Below are 21,333 nucleotides of genomic sequence, written 5' to 3'. Positions count from 1 at the left end.
TTGGGGGAGGCATCCGGGGGGAAGCGGGGGACGGCGATGGGGACAGGGTCGTCACGGGGGGATCACGCCATGCCATATCCTGCGCGCGCGCCGTCCGGCCTTTGGCACGGCTTCGCCACCTCGCGCCGGGTGATCCCCGCGATCCTGCTGGCCGCCATCGCGCTGCGCCTGGGGCTGATCCTGGCCTTTCCGATCGCGCCGCGCGGCGACTCGCTCTGGTATCTGATCCGGGGGCGCGAGATCGCGCAAGGGCTGGGCTATCAGGAAGGGGGCTTTCCCACCGCCTTCTGGCCGGTCGGCTATCCCGCGCTGCTGGGGCTGGCGACCGCGCTGTTCGGGTCGTCGCTGGTCGGCCCGATCCTGGTCAACCTGATCGCGCAGGCCGCCACGCTGGCGCTGATCCTGTGGTTCGCGCGGCATCTGGGGGCAGGGGAGGGGGCGGCGCGGCTCGCGGCGCTGCTCTATGCCGTCTATCCCGCGCATATCGCCTATAGCGGCGACACCGCGGCCGAACCCAGCTCGACCGCGATCGTCATGGCGGGGACCGCGCTGATGCTGAAGGCGCGGGGGCGGATCGGCCCTGCGCTGCTCGCCGGGCTGGTGCTGGGGGCGGGGGCGCTGATGCGGCCGCAGATGATGCTGTTCCCGGTGCTGCTGGCGCTGGTCCTGCCGGTGGCGTGGCGCGGCCATGGCGTGCGGCGGGCGGGGCTGATGCTGGCGCTGGTGCTGGCGGGCATGGCGGCGGTCCTGCTGCCCTGGAGCTGGCGCAACCAGGCGATGCTCGGCGCGCCGGTCCTGGTGTCGAGCAATAGCGGCGTCGCGCTGCACGCCGGGGCCAACGACCTGGCCGATGGCGGCTATTTCCAGGTCGAGCGGTCGCCGCTGTGGGATCAGGTCGGCATCCCCTTTGCCCAGCGGGTCGAGCGCCAGATGGAGATGGAGCGCCGGTTGAAGACGCTGGCGATCGACTGGATCGCCGCGCATCCGCTGCGCTGGGGGCTGCTCGGCCTGCGCAAGATGGGGCTGCTCTGGTGGAAGGACAGCGACGGCTTCTGGCCGCTCGACGCCAGCCACCCGGCGCGGCGCGGGCTGTGGCGCGCGATGCAGGGGGTGAACCAGCTCTTCTATCTGGCGGTGCTGGCGCTGGGCCTGGTCGGCACCGGCCGGGCGGCGCGCGCGGCGTGGCGGGGGGCGCCCGGCGCGGCGATGCTGATCCCCGCCGCCATGCCGGTCTTCTGCACCGTCCTGGCCTTCGGCTTCACCGGCCAGACCCGCTATCACTATCCCGCCATGCCCTTCGTCATGATCCTGGCGGGCTGGGTCGCGGCAAGCGTGATCGCCGGGGCGACGGAACCAAGCCGCCCGCCCGCCGCTATCCCGGATCATGGCCGATGACGACAGCAATCCCCCATCCCAGTCCGGGCAGGAGCCCCGGCACCGCGCCGTCCCCAGCGGCCGCTTCGCGCGCGCGGGCGCGTTCGGGCGGCTGGCGGGCGGGGTCGCGGGCGGGATGCTGGCCGAGGGCGCGCGGCGACTGGCCAGCGGCGAGCGGCCCAGGTTCGGCGACCTGATCCTCACCCCCGGCAATGCCGCGCGGGTCGCCGACCGGCTGTCGCATTTGCGCGGCGCGGCGATGAAGCTGGGCCAGATGATCTCGATGGATGCGGGCGACCTGTTGCCGCCCGAGCTCCAGGCCATCCTCGCGCGGCTTCGCGACCAGGCGTACCGGATGCCGCCCGCGCAGCTCGACAAGCTGCTCCGGGCCGAATGGGGCCCCGACTGGCGACGCCGCTTCCGCCATTTCGAGGCGGCCCCCATGGCCGCCGCCTCGATCGGGCAGGTCCACCGCGCGACCCTGCCCGATGGCCGGGTGCTGGCGATCAAGGTGCAATATCCCGGCGTGCAGGGCAGCATCGGGTCGGATGTCGACAATGTCGCGACGCTGCTGCGCGTGTCGAACCTGATCCCGCCCTCGGTCGACCTGAAGCCGCTGCTGGAAGAGGCCAAGCGGCAACTGGCCGAGGAGGCCGATTATCGGCGCGAGGCCGACCGGATGCGCTGCTTTGGAGAGCGGCTGGCGGGCGATCCGCGCTATGTCGTGCCCGCGCCCGAGCCGTCGCTGACCACGTCGCTGGTGCTGGCGATGGACTATATCCCCGGCCAGCCGATCGAGACGCTGGTCGAGGCCGACCAGGCCACCCGCGACGGCGCGATGACCGCGCTGATCCAGCTGGTCCTGCGCGAGCTGTTCGAGTTCGGGATGATGCAGACCGATCCGAACTTCGCCAATTACCGCTGGCAGGCTGAGACCGGGCGTCTGGTCCTCCTCGACTTCGGCGCGGCGCGCGACGTGCCGCCCGAGACCGCCGCCTCCTATCGCCGGTTGATCGAGGCCGGGCTGGCGCATGACCGCGACCGTATCCGCGAGATCGCGGTGGAGACGGGTTTCCTGGGCGAAAGGGCGGTCGCGGCGCACCGCCCGGCGGTCGACCGGATCATCGCCGCGATCGACGACACCATGGCGCGTCCCGGCCCCTTCGACTTCGGCGACCGCGCCTTCGTGCCGGTGGTGCGCGAGGAGACCCGCGCCATGATCGCCGACCGCGACACCTGGCACGTGCCCCATGTCGAGACGCTGTTCGTCCAGCGCAAGATCAGCGGCACCGCCCTGCTGTGCGCGCGGTTGAAGGCGAAGGTCGATATACGCGGGCTGGCGGCGCAGGCGATCGGGGCGGTGAAGTAGGGTTCAGCCCCTGCGGGCCATTCGAGGCCTCATCATGCCGCCACGTACATGATGAGGCCCCTCGGGATTTTAGAAGTTCAGGCCGAAGAATTCTTCGAGCTTTTCGCCGACAAAGTCGAAATGGGTTTCGCCCAGCGCCGGGAAGACGCCCAGCCAGAAGGTGTCGTTCATGACCCGGTCGGTCCGGGTCAGGTCGCCCTCGACACGGTAGTTCACATGCTGGAAATAGGGCTGACGGGTCAGATTTCCGGCGAACAGCAGCCGCGTCCCGATCTTGTTCTGGTCAAGGAAGCGCGTGACGTCGACGCGCTTGGCATCCACGCCTTCGCGCAGCATGACCGGATAGCCGAACCAGGACGGGTCCGAATTCGGCGTCGCCTCCGGCAGGATCAACACTTCCTCGAGGCTCTTCAGGCGTTCGGTCAGCAACCGGAAATTGCGCCGGCGTGCCTCGATGAAATCCTGTGCGCGGTCGAGCTGCGCCAGGCCGCATGCCGCCTGCATGTCGGTGATCTTAAGATTGTAACCGAGATGCGAATAGACATATTTGTGGTCGTAACCATAGGGCAGCGAACCGTGCTGCTGCGAGAAGCGCGAGCCGCAGGTATTGTCGCAACCCGGCTGGCAATAGCAGTCGCGACCCCAGTCGCGGATGCTCTCGATGATCGGCTTGAGTTCCGCCGAACGCGTGAAGACCGCACCGCCTTCACCCATGGTCAGATGATGCGCCGGATAGAAGGACAGGGTGGCGACGTCGCCGAACGTGCCCACCCACTTGCCGTCATAGGTCGAGCCGAGCGCGTCGCAGCAATCCTCGACCAGCCACAGGTCATGCTCGTCGCAGATACGCCGGACCTCGGCGAGGTTGAACGGGTTCCCCAGCGTATGGGCGAGCATGATCGCACCGGTCTTTTCGGTGATCGCTGCTTCGATCAGGCTGGCGTCGATATTGTAGGTCGGAATGTCGACATCGACGAAGACCGGCACCAGGCCATGCTGGATCGACGGGTTGACCGTGGTCGGAAAGCCGGCCGCGACGGTGATCACTTCGTCCCCCGGCTTCAAGCGGCGGTCGCCGAGCTTGTGGCTGGTGAGGCACGACAGCGCCAGGAGATTGGCCGACGATCCCGAGGTCGTGGTCAGGACATGCGGCACGCCCAGCATCTTCGCTAGCCCGGCCTCGAACAGCGAATTGAAGCGGCCGGTGGTCAGCCAGCCGTCAAGCGACGCCTCGACCATCAGCTCGATCTCGGGCGCGCCGATCACCTTGCCGGCGGGCGGAATGACGCTTTCGCCGGGTACGAACGGCTTGGGGGCGAACTGGGCCTCGGCATATTGGCCGACAAGCTGGCGGATTTGCTTGCGGAGATCATCAGCGGTCATAGAAAATCGATCCTGTCAGGAAGAATGGGGAGCGCTGGCGAAGCGTTCCAGTTCGGAAAGGCAATAGGCGCGCATGTCCGCACCGGACAGCCAGGCGCGGTGCCATGCGACGATGCGCTCCAGCGCCTCGGCCAATGTCCAGCGCGGCCGCCAGCGGAGCCGGTCCTGCGCCTTGGAGATGTCGAGCTTGAGGTAGCGTGCTTCATGAGGCTGGACGCTTTCGTCCCGCACCCAGTCGGCACCGTCGCCCCAGGCGGCACACATATGCTCGACGATCCATTGGACGGGACGGGCATCCTCGTCGCGCGGACCGAAATTCCAGGCCTGGGCGGCCGAGGGATCATCCCACAGGGCCTGTGCCAGGACGAGATAGCCGGATACGGGCTCGAGGACGTGCTGCCACGGGCGGATTGCCAGGGGGTTGCGGATCAGCACCGGATCGTTCGCGGCGATCGCCCGCAAAATGTCGGGGACCAGCCGGTCGACCGCCCAGTCGCCCCCGCCAATGACATTGCCTGCCCGGCCGGAGGCGACCGCCGTCTTGCCTTCGCCATCGAAGAACGAACGCCGATAGGCGGAGGTGACGAGCTCGGCGCATCCCTTGGAGTTGGAATAGGGGTCATGACCGCCCATCGCTTCGTCTTCGCGATAGCCCCAGACCCACTCCCGGTTTTCATAGCATTTGTCGGTCGTCACCACGACACAGGCGCGGACATGGCCCGCCCGGCGTACCGCCTCGAGCAGATGTACCGTGCCCATGACGTTGGTGGCATAGGTGCCGACAGGATCGTCATAGCTGGCCCGCACGAGGGGCTGGGCGGCCATATGGATCACGATCTCCGGATCGGCCGCCACCAGCGCCTGTTCGAGCATGTCGCGATCGCGAATGTCGCCGATGATCGAGGTGATGCCGTCCGATACGCGCGCCACGTCGAACAAGGCGGGTTCGGTAGGAGGAGCGAGCGCGAAGCCCGTCACGTCCGCGCCCATCTGCTGGAGCCACAGCGCCATCCAGCTGCCCTTGAATCCGGTATGACCGGTCAGGAAGACGCGCTTGCCCGCCCAGAAGGCGGGGTCGACCATGCCGCGCCGATCGGCGCTCATCGCCAGACGCACCACGGAGCCTTGCCGCTTTCCCAAAGCGTATTGAGCATCTGCTTCTCGCGCAGCGTGTCCATCGGCTGCCAGAAACCATGATGCTCGAAGGCCATCAGTTCGCCGTCGCTGGCCAGGTTGCGCAGCGGTTCCTGCTCCCAAAGCGTATGGTCGCCCTCGATATAGTCCAGCACCTTGGGCGACAGAACAAAGAAGCCGCCATTGATCAGGCCACCGTCGCCCTGGGGTTTTTCGAGGAAATTGGCGACCCGGCCCTCCTCGATCTGCAGCGCGCCGAAACGGCCTGGCGGATAGGTCGCGGTCAGGGTCGCCGCCTTGCCATGACTGCGGTGGAATTCCATCGTCGCGGTGATGTCGATGTCGCCGACACCATCGCCATAGGTGAAGAAGAACAGTTCTTCATCCTTCACATGCTCGGCCACGCGCTTGAGCCGTCCGCCGGTCTGGGATTCGTCGCCCGTATCGATCAGCGTCACCCGCCACGGTTCGGCGCGGCGTTCGTGGACGATCATCTCATTGGCCTTCATGTCGAAGGTCACGTCCGACATGTGCAAGAAGTAATTGGCGAAATACTCCTTGATCACATAGCCCTTGTAGCCGCAGCAGATCACGAAATCGGTAACGCCATGCGCCGCGTAGATCTTCATGATGTGCCACAGGATCGGACGCCCCCCGATCTCGATCATCGGCTTGGGCCGAAGGCTGGTTTCTTCGGCAAAGCGCGTGCCAAGCCCACCGGCCAGAATGACTGCCTTCATGAATGAAAAACCTCAGTTCGAGCTGACGAATGCGTCGGAAAAAAAGCGCCGGGTCGGTAGGCCCAGCGCAAGAAGAGCGTTGCGGGCCGAGGCGATCATGCTCTGCGAGCCGCAGGCATAGACCACCGTGTCGCCGGCATCGATGCCAGCGGCGATCGCCGCATCCTGAACATAGCCGCGCTTGCCTGGCCAAGCCGCCTGGCGATCGGACAGAAGATGGTGAACGCCGATATCCAGCCCCAGGCCGACGGGATCCCAGCAGAAGCTCTCGGCCGCCCGATTGCCCCAGAACACGCTGATTCGATGGCGCGCGGCGCGTGCCGGGTCGGCTGCCAGTTCTTCAAGCAGCGCCTTGACCGGCGCGATCCCTGTCCCCGTCGCCAGGAACAGGATGTTGGTCGGCGCCTCGTCGCGCAGGAAGAAGGTGCCGAACGGGCCTTCGATACGGATCAGGTCGTTGGGCTTGGCCCGCTCGAACCAATAGTCGCTCAGCCGGCCACCCGGATAGCGCTTGATGATCAGTTCGAGCAGGGCGTCTTCACGCGGCGCGTTGGCCAGCGAATAGCTGCGCCGGACGCCGTCTGCGAGGACGTCGATATATTGGCCGGGCAGGAAGCGCATCGGCGAGGCGGGCGGCGTCTTCAGGATGACCTTGACGATGTCCGGCGCCAGCCGGTCGATCGTGACGATCCGGCTGGGCATGGTGCGGATCTCAAGCCCTGCGACCCGGTCGAGCGGCTCGATGTCGAGGCTGACATCGTCGGTAGCAGACCGACAACAAGTAAGGATAAGTCCTTGCGCCACTTCATCGCCCGTGAGGCTTTCGTCTTCCGAGCGGAGTATGAGCGTCTCACCATTCAGAACGAGCGATTTGCAGATACCACAACGTCCTGTCCGGCAGCTATACTCGAGCGCGACGCCAGCAGCGCGAGCTGAGTCAAGGATAGACGTCGCGGAATCCGCTTCAAAGGAACGTCCATTGCTAAGGCGTATGATAGGCATGGGCGCTACGCTGATACTTGTTTATGCGTACTAGTCCAGCACATAAAATGACGAACGCCGCCCTATTCGCGGTGGTCGGGCATTGACACGGCTTGCCAAAGCCGAGCAAGGGATTTTTTAAAGTGAGACCATGCATGGCTGGCTTTTCCATCTTGCTCGAGGGATGTGTTGGTTGATATGTCGGTGTCGACTGCGAATGCCTCGCATCTTAAAAATCGCCTCTGCAAGGCGGACAGATTAATCGCCTTCATCCTGCCTCTTTGCCTAAGGTGAGAACAGCCGTGGTCGAGTTTGCCTTAAGCAGGGCGGCAGTCGCTCAATTGCCTGAACGACAACATTCCTAAATCCATCAACAACCTAACGGATCATCGGGGGACCCGACGTGAATCAGTACGAAAAGCGGATGCAGGCCATCCTTGAAGAAGGTAAGGCCAAGTACGGCATTCTCGCGGTCAAGGCGGAATTCGAGGCCGAAGGAACGCGGGTCGACGAGTTGCTCCGGCTTCTTGAGATTGCCCGACGTGCAGGGGTGAAGGTCGCGATCAAGATCGGCGGATGCGAGGCCATTCGCGACCTGATCGAATGTCGCCTGTATGGCGTCGACTATATCATCGCTCCGATGGTCGAAACCCCTTACGCGCTCAGCAAATATGTCGCGGCCAAGGACAAGGTCTATCCGCGCGAAGAGCAGGCCGACGTAAGCTTCTTGTTCAACGTCGAAACCTATCAGACTTATGAGCAACTCGACGCCTTGGCCAAGGTCGCGCAGGAAGGCCGCGTCGGCATGGTGTTTGGCCGCGTCGATTTCGCCGGTTCGATGGGCCACAGCCGCGATTTCGTGAATTCCGACGAGATGCGCGGTTACGTCGCGAAGGTCGGTGAAGCCGCGCGTGACGCCGATGTCGAACTGGTTGTTGGTGGCGCCGTCAGCCCGGATTCCATCCCGTTCCTGGCGCATGTCCATGAACGCCGACTGGACCGGTTCGAGACGCGCAAGGTCATCTTCGACGGTGCGATCGCCAACACGCCCGTCGCGGCGCGCGCCGGCATGGAACTGGCAATCGAGTTCGAACTGTTGTGGCTCAAGAACAAGCGCGATTACTACAAGACGATCGCGGCCGAAGACGAAGCCCGTATCGCCATGATGGAGAAGCGCCAGCAGACCACGATCAAGGCGGCTGCCTGATCCCATGGCCAAGATGCGCGTTGCCGACCTGATCGCTCGCCTGCTCGTGGAGCAGGGCGTTACCGACGTCTTCATGCTCACCGGCGGTGGGGCCATGCATCTCAACGATGCGCTTGGCCGGGCGAAGGGCCTGAAAAAGGTCTTTGTCCATCACGAGCAGGCAGCATCGATCGCGGCGGAAAGCTATGCCCGGCTATGCGGGCGGCCTGCGGCGGTCAATGTCACCACCGGACCGGGTGGGGTCAACGCGCTGAATGGCGTCTATGGTGCCTATGTGGACTCGATCCCGATGATCGTCGTCTCGGGACAGGTGAAGCGCGAAACCTGCGCCTTCAACTATCCCCTGCCCCTGCGCCAGCTGGGCGATCAGGAGGTCGACATCGTCGGGATGGTCCGCGGCATCACCAAATATGCAGTGGTGCTCGACGATCCCAAGGACGCGAGGCGCGTGGTGGAGAAAGCGATCCATCTCGCACGGCGGGGGCGGCCGGGGCCGGTCTGGATCGATGTGCCGATCGACGTGCAGGCAGCGCCGGTCGATTTCGACACGCTTGCGCCTTATGATCCGTCCCAGGACGATGACGCGCATGAAGCCGCCAATACCCGGGCGGAAACGGGCGCGCTGACGGGCACGCCACTCGATCAGGTGGTCGCGGCGACGCTGGCCGAACTGTGCGCGGCCGAGCGCCCGGTGGTTCTGGCGGGGGCGGGCGTACGCCTGTCCGGGCAGCATCAGGCATTCCTCGATTTCGTCGAGCGACTGGGCGTGCCGGTCGTTACCGGCTGGAACGCGCATGACGCGATCCCCAACACCCATCCGCTGTATGTCGGACGGCCAGGTTCGGTCGGCGATCGCGGCGGAAATTTTGCCGTGCAGACGGCGGATTATGTGCTGGTGCTGGGCTCGCGGCTCAACATTCGTCAGATCAGCTACAACTGGAAGAGCTTCGCGCGCAATGCGCGGGTCGCGATGGTCGACATCGATCGGAGCGAGCTGGAAAAGCCGACCCTATCGCTGCACCGTCCCATCCACGCCGATCTGGCCGACTTCTTTGCGGCTGCGGCCCGTGCCACCCTGCCCGAGGGCGATCGGCACGAGGCACGCGCCGATTTCCTGAAGCGCAGCGTCGAGCGCGCCGCGCGCTATCCCGTCGTGCTACCCGAATATCGATCGGTAGAAAGCCCGATCAATCCTTATGTTTTCGGCGAGGCGCTGTTCGCCGAGCTGGGAGAAGGCGATATCATCGTGACCGGCGACGGTACGGCCTGCGTCACCATCTTCCAGGCGGCCTATCTGAAGCCCGGTCAGCGGCTCTATACCAATTCCGGCTGCGCCTCGATGGGCTATGACCTACCGGCCGCGATCGGTGCCTATTATGCGGGCGGCGGCCGGCGCATCATCTGCCTCGCCGGGGACGGCAGCATCATGATGAACCTGCAGGAACTTCAGACCATCGTCGGTCAGAAGCTGCCGGTGAAGGTCTTCGTCCTCAACAATGACGGCTATCACTCGATCCGCCAGTCCCAGCAGAACCACTTCCCCGACAATATCGTTGGCTGTGGTCCCGACAGCGGGCTGAGCTTTCCCGAATTCGCGCGGCTTGCGGAAGGGTTCGGGTTGCCCGCATCGAAGGTGGAGAGTCACGCGGGTCTTTCCACGGCGATCCGTGCGACGTTGGACAGCGACGGTCCTCAGCTTTGCGAGGTCATGATCGACAAGCGGCAGGAATTCGCGCCCAAGCTCAGTTCGCGCCGCCTGGAGGACGGCACCATGGTTTCGCCGACCCTGGAGGACCTGTCCCCCTTCCTTCCGCGCGAGGAACTGGCGGAGGCCATGGCACCGTGCGTCACGAACGACTGAGCCCGGTCGGTTCTGATAGCCCGCCGATCGCCCATGTCATCTTCGACCTGGACGGCACGCTGGTCGACAGCTGTGCCGTCTGCGTCGATATCCTGTCCGAAATCCTCGTCGAGCGTGGTTCGGTACAGGCAATCGATCCGGTCGGAGCGCGGGCTTATATGAGCCGTGGCGGGCTCGACATGGTGTCGGGTTTGCTTGGCGACGCATGTCGCGATCCGGCAGCGGATCTGGCTGAGTTCCGGGCGCGGTATCAACTGCGTCAGACGCCGGTCGAAACGTTGTTTCCTGGCGTATCGGACGGCTTGGCGCGTCTACGTGAAGGGGGATTGACCTTGTCGATCTGCTCGAACAAGCCGCAGATCCTTTGCGAGAAGGTGCTGGCCGATACAGGCTTGGCGGATCATTTCGCCGTCGTGGTCGGCGGACAGCCTGGCATGCGCCCAAAGCCTGCTTTGGATTTGCTTCATGCCGTGTTGAACCGCGTGGACGATCCAGCCGAAGCGTGTCTGTTCGTCGGCGACAGCGAACTGGACCACGCGGTCGCAGCCGCAGCGAACATACCATTTCACTTCATGACCTATGGCTATGCCGAACCCGGCTGGGCGCTGCAGCAAGGCGTCGCCTTCGACTGTTTTCAAACCATGGCCAGTGCGATCCTGGCGCGCACATCAACCTCGCCCCATGCCTGAGGCTTCCATCGGCCATGACCTGGCCTCCAGCGATCGCCACATCGCGATAACCGGCGCAAGCGGTTGGATCGGTCTGGCGACACTTGATCTGCTGGAGCGAACGCTCGGATCAGATTTCTCGTCACGGGTAAGTTGCTACGGCTCCACCGCTCGCCTTCTTGATTTAGGGGGGGGGAGGACGGTGCAACAGCGCGCCTTGACCGATCTAGAGGCACTCAAAGCGAAGCGGATATCAGTCCTCCATTTCGCCTTTCAGACGAAGGACCGGGCGGAATTGATGAGCGAAGCGGATTACCGCAGCGCCAATCGTGCCATTGCCGATACCGTGCTGACCGCTTTGGATAAGATCGATGCGGAGCGCCTATTCATAGCTTCATCTGGCGCCGCGACCAAAATTGATGATCCCACCGCCAGTCCGGCGATGCGACTATACGGGCAGTTGAAGTACGATGACGAAAACCGTTTTTCGGACTGGGCTGATTTGCGTGCAAGGCGTGCAGTCATAGGGCGGATTTTCAATATTACTGGGCCTTACATCAACAAACATCAGGCCTATGCTATGGCCAGCTTTATTCTTGATGCCCTAGCCCGCCGACCAATTACGGTAAAAGCACCGCGTGAAGTCATCCGCGGCTATGTCGCCATTCGAGAACTGATGGCTTTAATATGGGCGTTGCTCAATGAGGCAGCCGACGGGGTGGCCAGGTTCGATAGCGGAGGTGAGGCGCTGGAGCTTGGTGAAGTCGCCATGGTTGTTGATCAGGCCCTGGGAGGCAACGGCGTGATGCGGGCTGCAATTACTGAATCTGTAGCCGATCGTTATGTTGGGAACGAAGTGCATTATGCACAGCTTTTGTCCAAGCATTCCATTGCCCCCATTCCGCTTGGCCAGCAAATTAATGAAACTGCTGCGTACCTTCGTCGGCAAAACTGACTTATTCAAAAGTATATAATGCTAATGAGATGTTCGGCGTTGCTAGATATATCGTCAATTATTGGAAATTGATAAATTAGCAATAAATTCTATTTATTAATGCTCTATTGAGCTTTTTTATTTCCAAAGAGCGCTGGTGTGACTATGATTGAGATTCAAAGCCAGCGACCTGATATTTCGGTCGTGATCCCTTGTTACAACGAAGAAGACAATGTCCAGGCGATCTGCGCTGCGGTTATCGCGCAGCTTGAACCGCTTGGCATGTCGTTCGACGTCATCTTCATTGATAATGACTCGACGGATCGCACTGTCGATCTCGTCCGTGGCCTGTGCGCGGCAGATGCTCGAATCCGGTTGATCGTCAATACCCGCAATTACGGGCAGATGCGGTCGCCGACCCATGGTATCTATCAGGCGCGGGGACGTGCGGTCATCGGCATGTGCGCCGATTTCCAAGACCCGCCCGAATTATTGCCTGAATTCGTACGCCGTTGGCAATCGGGAGTGGATATCGTTCTAGCTCTCCGCAAGTCGGAGACCAAGAACGGGCCGATGCTGCGCATGATGCGAGGTTTATCCTATTGGCTGGCAAGGAATTTCGGCGACTATCCGATCTTGCCTGATGCTACTGGCTTTGGCCTGTACGATGCACGGGTCGTGCAAGCGACGCGTCTTCTGTCCGAGCCCGAACCATTTTTCCGCGGTATGCTGGTTGAAACTGGCTACAAATTAGAAACCATTGCATTTTTACGCCCACCCCGGGCTGGCGGAAAGTCCAAGAACAATTTCTTTGCGCTGCTGGATTTTGCTATGTCTGCACTGGCAGGATCATCCAAGCGTCTTTTACGTGTACCTCTGTATATTGGCGTCTTTGGCGCATTGATGACGTTGGTCATGCTGCTGGGAGGGACGCTGGCCTTTTTCCTGGACAGGCCAATTGCCGGCTGGTTCATTGCGGCAATTGTACAGGCTGAGCTGGCGTTGCTGTTCGGTTTCCTGGGCCTTCTTGGCGATAATGTCCGCATCATTTCCGAGCGAACGCGTGGCACGCCTTTGGTTTTGGAGCGTGAGCGTGTCAACTTCCCGTCGGATTATTGATATGAAGTTTTCACGCGAACGCGTTCGCGAATTATGGCGCTATTATCAAGCAGGCGTAGTCAACACAATTTTTGGCTTGGGGGCATATTCAGCGCTTGTATGGCTTGGACTTGGTATATTCATGGCGCAGTTCATTGCCCATGCAATGGGTGTTGCATTCAACTATCTTACCTATAGTCGTCATGTATTTCGCGATGCAAACCCATCCCCAGGCCGGTTTCTGCTATCCTATGTGGTCAATTATCTGATCGGACTGATCACGTTGGCACTCGTATCGAAATTTATCATTTCTCCTTACGGCGCGGGGATCGTGTCTGCCGGCGCTGTATCGGTAGTCAACTATTTTATCCTGAAGCGTTTTGTGTTTTTGACTGGAGCGACTTAATCGGTTGTGATTGGCAGGAATCCGGCAAGTAAGCACGGCGGATTTCTGATGGCGGTGACGGCTATCGATGCCAATCTGACGATGGTGAAGATTTCGTATCGGCTACATACGCGTGTCTCGACGGTTTTCTGGTTGGCACAAAGCTATCCGGCCATGTCACTCATGGGAGCACACATGGCCCCGCATCGACCGATCTTTTGGCTTTTTGGCACTATCCGTACGATTGGCTAGTGATACCGGGTGGTTTGATCTTCAACCAATGCCACGGCAGGACGAGAAACCATGCTGGTTATGAAAGGCCTACGTTGAAGCATGACATTTCACGCCGTGCGCTGCTGCCCGTAGCGACTGGTATAGGATGGGGAGCAGTCGGGCTATTCGCTGGTAGTGCGCCTGCACAAGCCAACCCGCAATCGCTAACCGACACACCTCCAACCGTACTCACGCCTGGTGTCCACCGCGTTGACACCAATCTAACGATCCGCGGCGACCTCATGGTCCCGTCTGGCACGACGATCGAGATCGCGGAAGGCCGGACCCTTACCCTTCTGGGCAGCTTCATGGCACCGCTCGCTCATGTTTTTACCGGAACTGGCACGGTGGATCTCAATCGCAGTCGGATGGTCGAAGCCCATCCCGAGTGGTGGGGTGCTGCCCCAGGCGATGGTAGGCAAGATAGCCTGGCTGCGCTGAAAGCATGCTTGGCCGCGCATCCTGTCATGCGATTGCTTGCAGCGGACTACTTCATATCGGCTACCTTTGCAGTTGAACGCTCCTTCTGCCGGATCATCGGCAGCGGTTTCCGGGGAACGGAACCGGGGCAGGGGACGCGCCTGATCATGACAGGGGGACGTGCCGACGTTCTACGCGTTGGGCCTGCCAGTCGCCCGAAGACGGTCAATGATTTTCTCCAGAATGTTGACGTTCGCGGCATCGCGCTGGCGCGCACGGTCGCACCCGATACCAGCGGGGAGGCCCAGCCAGCGGGACTGCGGGCACAATTCCTTTTGTTTGGTCGCATTGACGACGTCAGCGCTGCTGAGCACGCGGTTGGTTTCGTGGCGCGTGGGCTGGTGCGAACGACTTTTACGAATTGTGTCGCTTTTCGTTCCATGCGAGGAAAGCAAGACAACCAATATTGGCGTGGCTTTTTGCTGGACGGGTCCGTCGACATCGGCTTGGCAGGCGGCAATGCTTCGCTGTCGCTCATCGAATGCAATGCATCGATTGGAGGAGACCCCAAGATTGGGGATGGCGTTGGGCTGTTGCTCGATGGCGCTTTTGCCGACAGTTTCATTCTTGGCTTCGAGACGACGGGCATTGCCACCGGCATCCGTGTGGATGGCCGCGCCGATGCCCTTGCTGCGCGCGGCCGTAACGGTCATGTCAATCTTCACCTGACGATGCCCATCATCGATCAATGCGGGACGATAGGGATCGAAATCCGCAATACCTCCACCCATGCAATGATCGATATCACCGAACCCTACGTCGCCGTCGCCCCTTCTGCCACAGCGGCCCTGCGGTTCGATCGGATGAGAGGCGCGGCGACCCTGACAGGTGGCCAGTGTGTCGGCAACATGGATATGGCTGCAGGGGGCCATGCTGCGGGACTGGAAGCGCTGGATAGTCATGGCTTGCAAACGACTGGGCTCAAGATTTTGGAGCATTCACGCCCAGTGGTCGTGACGAGATGCAACGGCTTGTCACTCCGTTTGCTGATTACGAATCCCTCCTCGCGGCCTGGGGGCGATGCTATCAGCGTCAGCAACTGCACGGCCGGAACGATCGCTCCCCTGATTTCGGGACAGGACGGTGCGTTTGCCACGGGCGTACGATTCGTTGGAGGGTCGGTGCAGATGCACGTCGATGCTAGCGGGATAATGCCCGCAGCACTGGACGGAAATGGCCCGCGCGTCATGAACGGCGATCGGCCGTTTTCGCTACCATCCCGTGAAGCATACATCACGGTCGACGGCATCTGATGAACGCCTTGGGCAAACGTCATGGCTGGTATCTCCCAGCCATATTGATGGCGGCGCTGATGATGCGACTGGCAACGATCAGGTTCGGCTTGCCCGGACTCAATGATCCCGACGAATTGATGTTCGAGATGGGTGCGATCCGGATGCTTACGGGACCGACGCTCAATCCAGGCTGGTTCGGCCACCCGGCAACGACCACCATCTATTTGCTCGCCGTCATCAACATAATGGTTTTTGGCGGTGGCTGGCTGAGTGGCCTGTTCGCATCTCCCGACGCCTTCACGAAGGCCGTCTATACCGACCCTAGCTGGATTATCCTGCCCGGCCGGATCGCGATGATGTTTTTCGGAATCGCCACGATCTGGCTCACCGCACGGTTGGCAGCGCGTCTGTTCGGCAACCGCACGGGCGTAATTGCAGCATTGCTCTTGGCTTTCAATCCGGTTCACATGGCATGGTCGCAAATCATTCGGTCCGACATGATGGCCTGCCTCTTCATGCTGATGTGCTTGGGAGCGGCCATAGACATCGCTGAACAAGGACGCTGGCGCGATTATGTTCGCGCCGCCTTGTGGCTGGGTCTGGCGATCGCAACCAAATGGCCCTTTGCCCTATCGGCCATCGGCATCGTATCTGGAACATGGCTCGCCATTCGTTCGGGTGTGCTGAGCAGGCGACAGGGAATGATCCGGCTAGCTGCAGCGGGGTTGATGGCTATCGGCTTCCTGTTCGTAATCTCGCCCTACCTGCTGCTCGCCTATCCCACCGTCATCGCTAATCTGCAGGGCGAGGGACAGGCTCATCATCTGGGCGCTACCGGAGGTGGGTTCCTGGCGAACCTATGGTGGTATATCCGGGTGCCCCTGCTGTCCGGTTTCGGCATGGTCGGCCTAGGACTGTTTCTTTTGGGCTGGCTGCGTCTGCCGCGCCAGCGCCAGGCTTTTGTGATGCTGGCGCCGATGGCCGCCGGTTTCTTGATCGTTCTGTGTAGTCAAAGGCTGATCTGGGAGCGGTGGGCCTTACCACTGATGATGATTGGCGCCATGGTGGCGGCGCATGGGCTTACGATCCTAACGGCGTGGTTGCGCCAGCACATCGGCACGGACAGAGCGCGTCACGCATCTGTTGGATTATTAGGTCTAACCTTGGCAATATCAGGCCAACGGGCTTGGGCTGATGGGAAAGCCCGAACCCACGACACGCGCCAAATCGCAGCGGCATGGTCCCGCAGCCACATCCCGCCCGGCAGTATCGTATTGGTTGAGCACTTCGCTTTTGATCTGCTGAATCAGCCATGGCACTTTCTGTTCCCGATGGGTAATGCGGGGTGCGTCGATGCTGGCGCGATGCTGCACGGACGTATTCGTTACGCCACGATTGAACGCGCAAGACGTGGCCGTTCAAATGTGGACTATGGGACAGTCTCATCCCATATGCGCACTACCTGTACTGCCGATTTTGCCATTTTGACCCAGGCTGAACGCTATCACGCCGAGCGTAATCTATTTTCCCGCGAAGACGAGGCTTATCAACGTCTAGAGCAACATGGGCGCGTGGTTGCGACGTTCCGGCCGCTGTCGGGCAAAATCGGGGGGCCAACAGTAACCATAATAGACTTCAGGCAAAGGCGGTAAAAGGACAGCAGTTTTCGGACAAAGGTGACTGAGTATCCCGTTTGTCCGTCTACCTGCTCGAACGGCGGGTGCCGGTCCCGACCGGATGCCTTGGCCTTGGCTCAGAATCTGTATTTGCGTCTGATCGGGGGTGGTTCCTTGAGGATCTCAAGTATTTGTCTGCATCGCAAGGGTCGGTGCTGCCGTATCGAGCCTCACGGGGCCAGCGTGACGTGCTCCCCATCTTGTTACCACTCAGACGTAGAAACCTTGGGGTTCATGCCTGAGGGTTGAGGGGGGATGGCAATGTGGTCCGGGGCATGCCCCGGACCACATTGGCCGGCTATCTGGGCGGGGGTGAGAGGTGGCTCGATAGATTTGCACAGCTGGGATAAGTGGATTGCCGATCTGACAGCGGCCATGATGGCTGCGAGCAGGAGGCAAGATGAGCAAGCGACCGTGCCGGAACCACAGCCCGGCGTTCAAGGCGAAGGTAGCGCTGGCTGCCGTGAAGGGCGAGTTGACGCTGGCGAACGATTTTTTGGCCAGTGCGCTTGGGAAGGCCGGTCTCTTGCCGAGCGCAAAGCGATGATCGACCGTGGTCATGCGCTGCCGCTGGCCCGTCAGGCGCAGCAGCTCGGGATCAGCCGCGGCAGCATCTACTATCTGTGGCGAGCCGTATCCCCCGGCCGATCTGATGATCATGCGGCGGATCGACGAACTGTACCTGCTTTACCCGTTTGCCGGCAGCCGGATGCTGCGCGATCTGCTCCAGCAGGAGGGCACGACGGTCGGCCGGCTGCATGTCGCGACGCTGATGAAGCGGATGGGATTGGAGACGCTCTACCGCCGACCCAACACGTCGAAGCCAGCGCCAGAGCACACATCTATCCCCATCTGCTGCGCAAGATGGCCGTGACCCGGCCCAACCAGGTCTGGGCTACCGACATTACCTACGCGCCAATGGCGCGCGGCTTCGTCTACCTCGTCGCCATCATCGGCTGGTTCACCCGGCGGGTGCTGGCGTGGCGGGTGTCGATCTCGCTTGATGCCGGGTTCTGCATCGAGGCGCTGGAAGAAGCGCTGGCTCGCTACGGCAGGCCGGTGATCTTCAACAGCGATCAGGGCCCGCAGTTCACGAGTGCCGCGTTCACCGCCGTCCTGCATCGCGAGAAGGTCGCCATCAGCATGGACGGCAAGGGTCGCTGGCGCGACAACGTGTTCGTCGAGCGCCTCTGGCGCTCGGTGAAATACGAGCAGGTGTACCTCAACGTCTACGCTTCGGTTCCCGAGGCCCGGGCCGGCATCGGTCGATACTTTGCGTTCTACAATGCCGTCCGGCCACACTCCGCGCTTGGCGGCCGCACGCCCGACCATATATACTTTGCCCAGCCGCTTCTCGCAGCGGCATGATTAACCAGCGGCGATCCACTTATCCAGACCGCGAGCCTGTGCAGACAAAACGAGCTACCTCTATCGTCTTGCTCGTCATAGCCCATCCTCTCAGGAGTTGGAGCCTCCGACAAACCCGGCGCGGTTCAACGCGGTGCTGAACCGGCTGAGCGGAGGCCGGGGTCAAGTACGGCGTTCTAAAGGGCGCGTTTCAGAGGCTGGTGAACGATTTCATCCAAATCCAGAGGCCGATAAGAATGTCGAGGCGAAGCGCCAGAACGGCTTGTCGGCGGAGTGAGTAAAATCGTCTGGCAGGCAGGCCGATGCCCAGATCGCGCAACTCGACAGCGCGGTACGCGAGTTGGACTTGTCGAAAGCAGATATGGCGGGTTTGCGCACCGGCATGGGCGCTGATCGCATCTTCGCGATGCTGGCAAAGCTCGGGGCAGGCATGGCGCAAGACGTCATGATCACCGGCGGCAGCAACCGGTTCGAGGTATCGGGTGCCGAGGTGAAGGCGGGAATGTATCGCCTGAAGTCGGGCACAGCGTTCATGGATAAGGCCATAAAGGACGGGACGCCGGAGCGTCAGCGCTGGTATCGGTTGAACCGGCAGGCAGCAGAGTATCAGGCGTGGAAGGCGGCGTGATACTTGCGGGTGCGCGAATCCATTCACGCACCCTGACATTATATCAAACCGGCTCGATTATTGAAAATTCGTGCTGCAACCTTCAATTGCATGGACAATGCAGTCCCGGCCTGGGGTAGGACGAGGAAAGCGATCAGGATCGCCGCGCTGGCCAGGTTCACCGTATCCAAAGCGATTCTCGCACATGCGATAACATCTGGTATATTGTGTTCGGTCAACTTCAATCCAATGCTCGCAACTAATAACGCACTGTGTATAAGCCTCGTCGCGAGTCTGTGCGGTAGCGGTCATTGGAGACACGCATATCGGAAGAGCGAAAAACGTATAAATGGCGAGACGCTGTGCTTTCAGCATGACATTCTCCCGTTGCGCTCGTCGATTCGAGCGAAGCTAATTTATGTTCCAGGTGATTGTCTGAGAAGCTGGTCGACAAATGCTAAAAGTCTAACACATGTGAAATGTCGACATGGTCAGTGGGTGCGTGACGTCATGCTATCTCCCTTAAAAATACAACCATCGGTGACAAGTTCGCAATCGCTGATGACCTGTGAGGTTGGACGGCCCCGGGGGGGGGGGGGCGTTGCCAATCTCCCCAGCTGCTGCCAGCCTAGCATTACAGTTGCGTTCTTGATCGTGTTTTGAATCAATGGGTCACCATGACGGGGGGGGGTGTGGTGACGGGAGCATCGATCGAGGCGACGCTGGATCTTTGGACATCATCGCTGCGTGAGGTGAAGACGCGGATGCGCCCCCTGTTCAACCAGGCGCGAGTTGCGGCATCGGCGAGCAGTTTTCTGGATGGCCTGCTAGGCGACGACCGTCGCAAGACGGGGTGGATGCGCGCCGAGGTGGCCGGCGATGCGGGGCCATGGCAACAGTAGGCGATCCTGGGCTGCGGATGCCCTGCGCGACGTGGTGCGCGACTATGCGCTGGAGCACCTGGGCGCTGATGATGCAGTGCTGGTTATCGACGGTGAGCCGAACAGCGGATGATCCGGGGGATCATCCGCCGGCGAACGGGTTTCTGAAGCAGAGCAAGGCGTCGTGGGGCATGGGGGCGTCAATATACCGGGTCGGCTGGCAAGGTGACCAACTGCCAGATCGGCGTGTTCGCCGCTTATGTCTCGTCCAAGGGCCATGCTTTCGTCTACCGGGCGCTCTATCTGCCGAAGAGCTGGACCGCCGACCCGGCACGCCCGGCGGCCGCGCATGTGCCGGAGGGCGCGGCATTCGTCACCAAGCCAGCGCTGGCGGTGAAGATGATCGGACGCGCGATCATGGCCGGTATGCCGTTCGCCTGGATCGCGGCGGATGCGGTCTACGGCGTCGGCGACATCGAGCAGGTGCTGCGCCGTGCTGGCAAGGGCTATGTGCTGGGCGTGAAGGGCGGCCATCGCTTCGGGTCGTGGGGCGACAAGCCGGTTGTCGCGGGCACCGCCGCGCTGATCGCACACGACCTCGACCCTGCTGTCTGGCAGCGTCTTTCGGCGGGTCAGGGCACCAAGGGCGAGCGCGTCCATGACTGGGCCTATTTCGAGCTCGCCGACCTCGAAGCCGACGAATATGTCGATGACGCAGTCGGGACATGGACCAGAGGCCTGCTGATCCGCCGCCACGTCGCGGATGATGACCTTGCCTTCTTCACGACTTGGTGCTCGGTCAGCACGACCATTGAAACCCTGGTTGGGGTGGAGGGACATTGCTGGGCTATCGAGGGCAGCTTCGAGACGGCCAAGAATGAACTCGGTCTCGACCACAACGAGACCCGCTCCTGGCATGGCTGGCACCGGCACGTCTCGCTCGTCATGCTGGCCTTCGCGATGCTGGCGGCCATCTGGGGTCATCGCAGAATGTGTCTCCGAGCGTACGCTAAGGGCGGATGGCTGATCCCGTGGTCCGCAGCGGCCTGAACCGCTCGTGGGGTTTTTCGATCTCGCTCCACAGATAGTCGCGGTGAGGCTGATATACTCTCGGCCTAGCGGGGCGACATGGGCGAGCAGGGTGTCGGGCACGTCGATGCCGCGCTCGCGCAGGTGGTGGGCGGTCCGGTCGAGATAGACGGTGTTCCACAGGATGATGGCCGAGACGATAAGGTTGAGGCCGGAGGCGCGGTGCCGCTGGTTCTCGAAGGTGCGGTCACGTAGTTCGCCCAGGCTGTTGAAGAAAACGGCGCGGGCGAGCGCGTTCCGGGCCTCGCCCTTGTTGAGGTTGGCGTTGGTGCGGTGACGCAGATCAGCATCGTCGAGCCAGTCGAGCATGAACAGGGTGCGCTCGACCCGCCCGATTTCGCGCAGGGCGCGGGCGACGGGGTTCTGGCGCGGATAGCCGGCAAGCTTGCGCAGCATCACCGATGCGCGGACGGTGCCGGCACGGATCGAGGCGGCAAGCCGCAGCGTATCGTCCCAGTCCTCCTCGATGGCGCGCAGATTGACCGGTCCGGCAATGAGGGGTCGCAGCGTCGGTGATCTAGCCCCCGTTTCACCGGACAGATTTAAGCGGTTGCAAAAACCAGTGCGCGATGTTGGCGCGGCGAACGCAT

At 61.7% G+C, this 21,333-nt stretch carries 15 protein-coding genes and 3 pseudogenes; 13 read left to right on the top strand and 5 right to left on the bottom strand.

The window, feature by feature from the left end; translation table 11 throughout:
- The first annotated feature begins 69 nt into the window (after positions 1–69).
- Together ACFX59_RS16365 and ACFX59_RS16360 are read left to right on the top strand one after the other, a co-directional pair.
- Positions 70–1,395: an ArnT family glycosyltransferase gene (locus ACFX59_RS16365; protein ID WP_387433751.1), complete on the top strand. Its 1,326-nt coding sequence runs from the start codon at positions 70–72 to the stop codon at positions 1,393–1,395.
- The gene (locus ACFX59_RS16360) at positions 1,385–2,743 is read left to right on the top strand and encodes an ABC1 kinase family protein (RefSeq protein WP_387433748.1); all 1,359 of its coding nucleotides are present in this window, start codon (positions 1,385–1,387) and stop codon (positions 2,741–2,743) included. The genes ACFX59_RS16365 and ACFX59_RS16360 overlap by 11 nt, the downstream gene beginning before the upstream one ends.
- Before the next feature lie 69 nt (positions 2,744–2,812).
- Here the strand turns inward: ACFX59_RS16360 and rfbH are convergent, their stop codons facing one another.
- Genes rfbH through ACFX59_RS16340 form a run of 4 tightly spaced genes read right to left on the bottom strand, consistent with a single transcriptional unit; the run spans position 2,813 to position 7,002 of the window.
- Positions 2,813–4,126 (bottom strand): lipopolysaccharide biosynthesis protein RfbH, encoded by a 1,314-nt coding sequence (gene rfbH, locus ACFX59_RS16355; RefSeq protein ID WP_309690577.1) that lies wholly within the window; start codon positions 4,124–4,126, stop codon positions 2,813–2,815.
- 15 nt (positions 4,127–4,141) lie between these two features.
- Positions 4,142–5,242 carry a CDP-glucose 4,6-dehydratase gene (rfbG, locus tag ACFX59_RS16350; protein ID WP_387433745.1) on the bottom strand — a complete coding sequence of 367 codons (1,101 nt, stop codon included), beginning with the start codon at positions 5,240–5,242 and terminating at the stop codon, positions 4,142–4,144.
- Positions 5,227–6,000 (bottom strand): glucose-1-phosphate cytidylyltransferase, encoded by a 774-nt coding sequence (rfbF, locus tag ACFX59_RS16345; protein ID WP_309690582.1) that lies wholly within the window; start codon positions 5,998–6,000, stop codon positions 5,227–5,229. Before rfbF ends, rfbG begins: the two co-directional genes overlap by 16 nt.
- 12 nt (positions 6,001–6,012) lie before the next feature.
- Positions 6,013–7,002, bottom strand: coding sequence for an FAD-binding oxidoreductase (locus ACFX59_RS16340; protein ID WP_387433742.1), 990 nt, complete (start codon positions 7,000–7,002; stop codon positions 6,013–6,015).
- Between the two features lie 382 nt (positions 7,003–7,384).
- On the opposite strand from ACFX59_RS16340, the gene ACFX59_RS16335 reads away from it, so the two are divergent.
- The 11 genes and pseudogenes from ACFX59_RS16335 to ACFX59_RS16285 all read left to right on the top strand — a co-directional run bounded on the left by ACFX59_RS16335 (position 7,385) and on the right by ACFX59_RS16285 (position 20,704).
- The gene (locus ACFX59_RS16335; protein WP_387433739.1) at positions 7,385–8,188 is read left to right on the top strand and encodes an aldolase/citrate lyase family protein; all 804 of its coding nucleotides are present in this window, start codon (positions 7,385–7,387) and stop codon (positions 8,186–8,188) included.
- A gap of 4 nt (positions 8,189–8,192) precedes the next feature.
- Entirely contained in the window at positions 8,193–10,049 is a 1,857-nt protein-coding gene (locus tag ACFX59_RS16330) for a thiamine pyrophosphate-binding protein (protein ID WP_387433736.1), read from the top strand.
- Positions 10,031–10,738, top strand: coding sequence for an HAD family hydrolase (locus tag ACFX59_RS16325; protein ID WP_387433734.1), 708 nt, complete (start codon positions 10,031–10,033; stop codon positions 10,736–10,738). Before ACFX59_RS16330 ends, ACFX59_RS16325 begins: the two co-directional genes overlap by 19 nt.
- Positions 10,731–11,672 (top strand): NAD-dependent epimerase/dehydratase family protein, encoded by a 942-nt coding sequence (locus ACFX59_RS16320; RefSeq protein ID WP_387433732.1) that lies wholly within the window; start codon positions 10,731–10,733, stop codon positions 11,670–11,672. Before ACFX59_RS16325 ends, ACFX59_RS16320 begins: the two co-directional genes overlap by 8 nt.
- Before the next feature lie 144 nt (positions 11,673–11,816).
- Positions 11,817–12,770: a glycosyltransferase gene (locus tag ACFX59_RS16315; RefSeq protein ID WP_387433729.1), complete on the top strand. Its 954-nt coding sequence runs from the start codon at positions 11,817–11,819 to the stop codon at positions 12,768–12,770.
- 1 nt (position 12,771) lies between these two features.
- Positions 12,772–13,155, top strand: a complete 384-nt coding sequence (locus tag ACFX59_RS16310) for a GtrA family protein (RefSeq protein WP_387433727.1) — start codon at positions 12,772–12,774, stop codon at positions 13,153–13,155.
- 560 nt (positions 13,156–13,715) lie between these two features.
- Positions 13,716–15,140, top strand: coding sequence for a hypothetical protein (locus ACFX59_RS16305; protein ID WP_387433725.1), 1,425 nt, complete (start codon positions 13,716–13,718; stop codon positions 15,138–15,140).
- On the top strand, positions 15,140–16,774 hold the full coding sequence (locus ACFX59_RS16300; RefSeq protein WP_387433723.1) for an ArnT family glycosyltransferase: 1,635 nt from the start codon (positions 15,140–15,142) through the stop codon (positions 16,772–16,774). Before ACFX59_RS16305 ends, ACFX59_RS16300 begins: the two co-directional genes overlap by 1 nt.
- A gap of 424 nt (positions 16,775–17,198) precedes the next feature.
- Positions 17,199–18,166, top strand: a pseudogene (locus tag ACFX59_RS16295) (IS3 family transposase).
- Positions 18,167–18,527: 361 nt separating this feature from the next.
- Positions 18,528–18,794, top strand: coding sequence for a hypothetical protein (locus ACFX59_RS16290; RefSeq protein WP_387433720.1), 267 nt, complete (start codon positions 18,528–18,530; stop codon positions 18,792–18,794).
- A gap of 656 nt (positions 18,795–19,450) precedes the next feature.
- A pseudogene (locus ACFX59_RS16285) lies at positions 19,451–20,704 on the top strand (IS701 family transposase).
- Here the strand turns inward: ACFX59_RS16285 and ACFX59_RS16280 are convergent.
- A pseudogene (locus tag ACFX59_RS16280) lies at positions 20,664–21,333 on the bottom strand (Tn3 family transposase); the annotation flags it as partial. The pseudogenes ACFX59_RS16285 and ACFX59_RS16280 sit on opposite strands and share 41 nt — an antisense overlap.

This window comes from Sphingomonas sp. NCPPB 2930 (assembly GCF_042867205.1).
Lineage (GTDB): Bacteria > Pseudomonadota > Alphaproteobacteria > Sphingomonadales > Sphingomonadaceae > Sphingomonas.
Note: the sequence above shows the minus strand (reverse complement) of the source record. Positions and strands in the feature narration are given on the sequence as shown.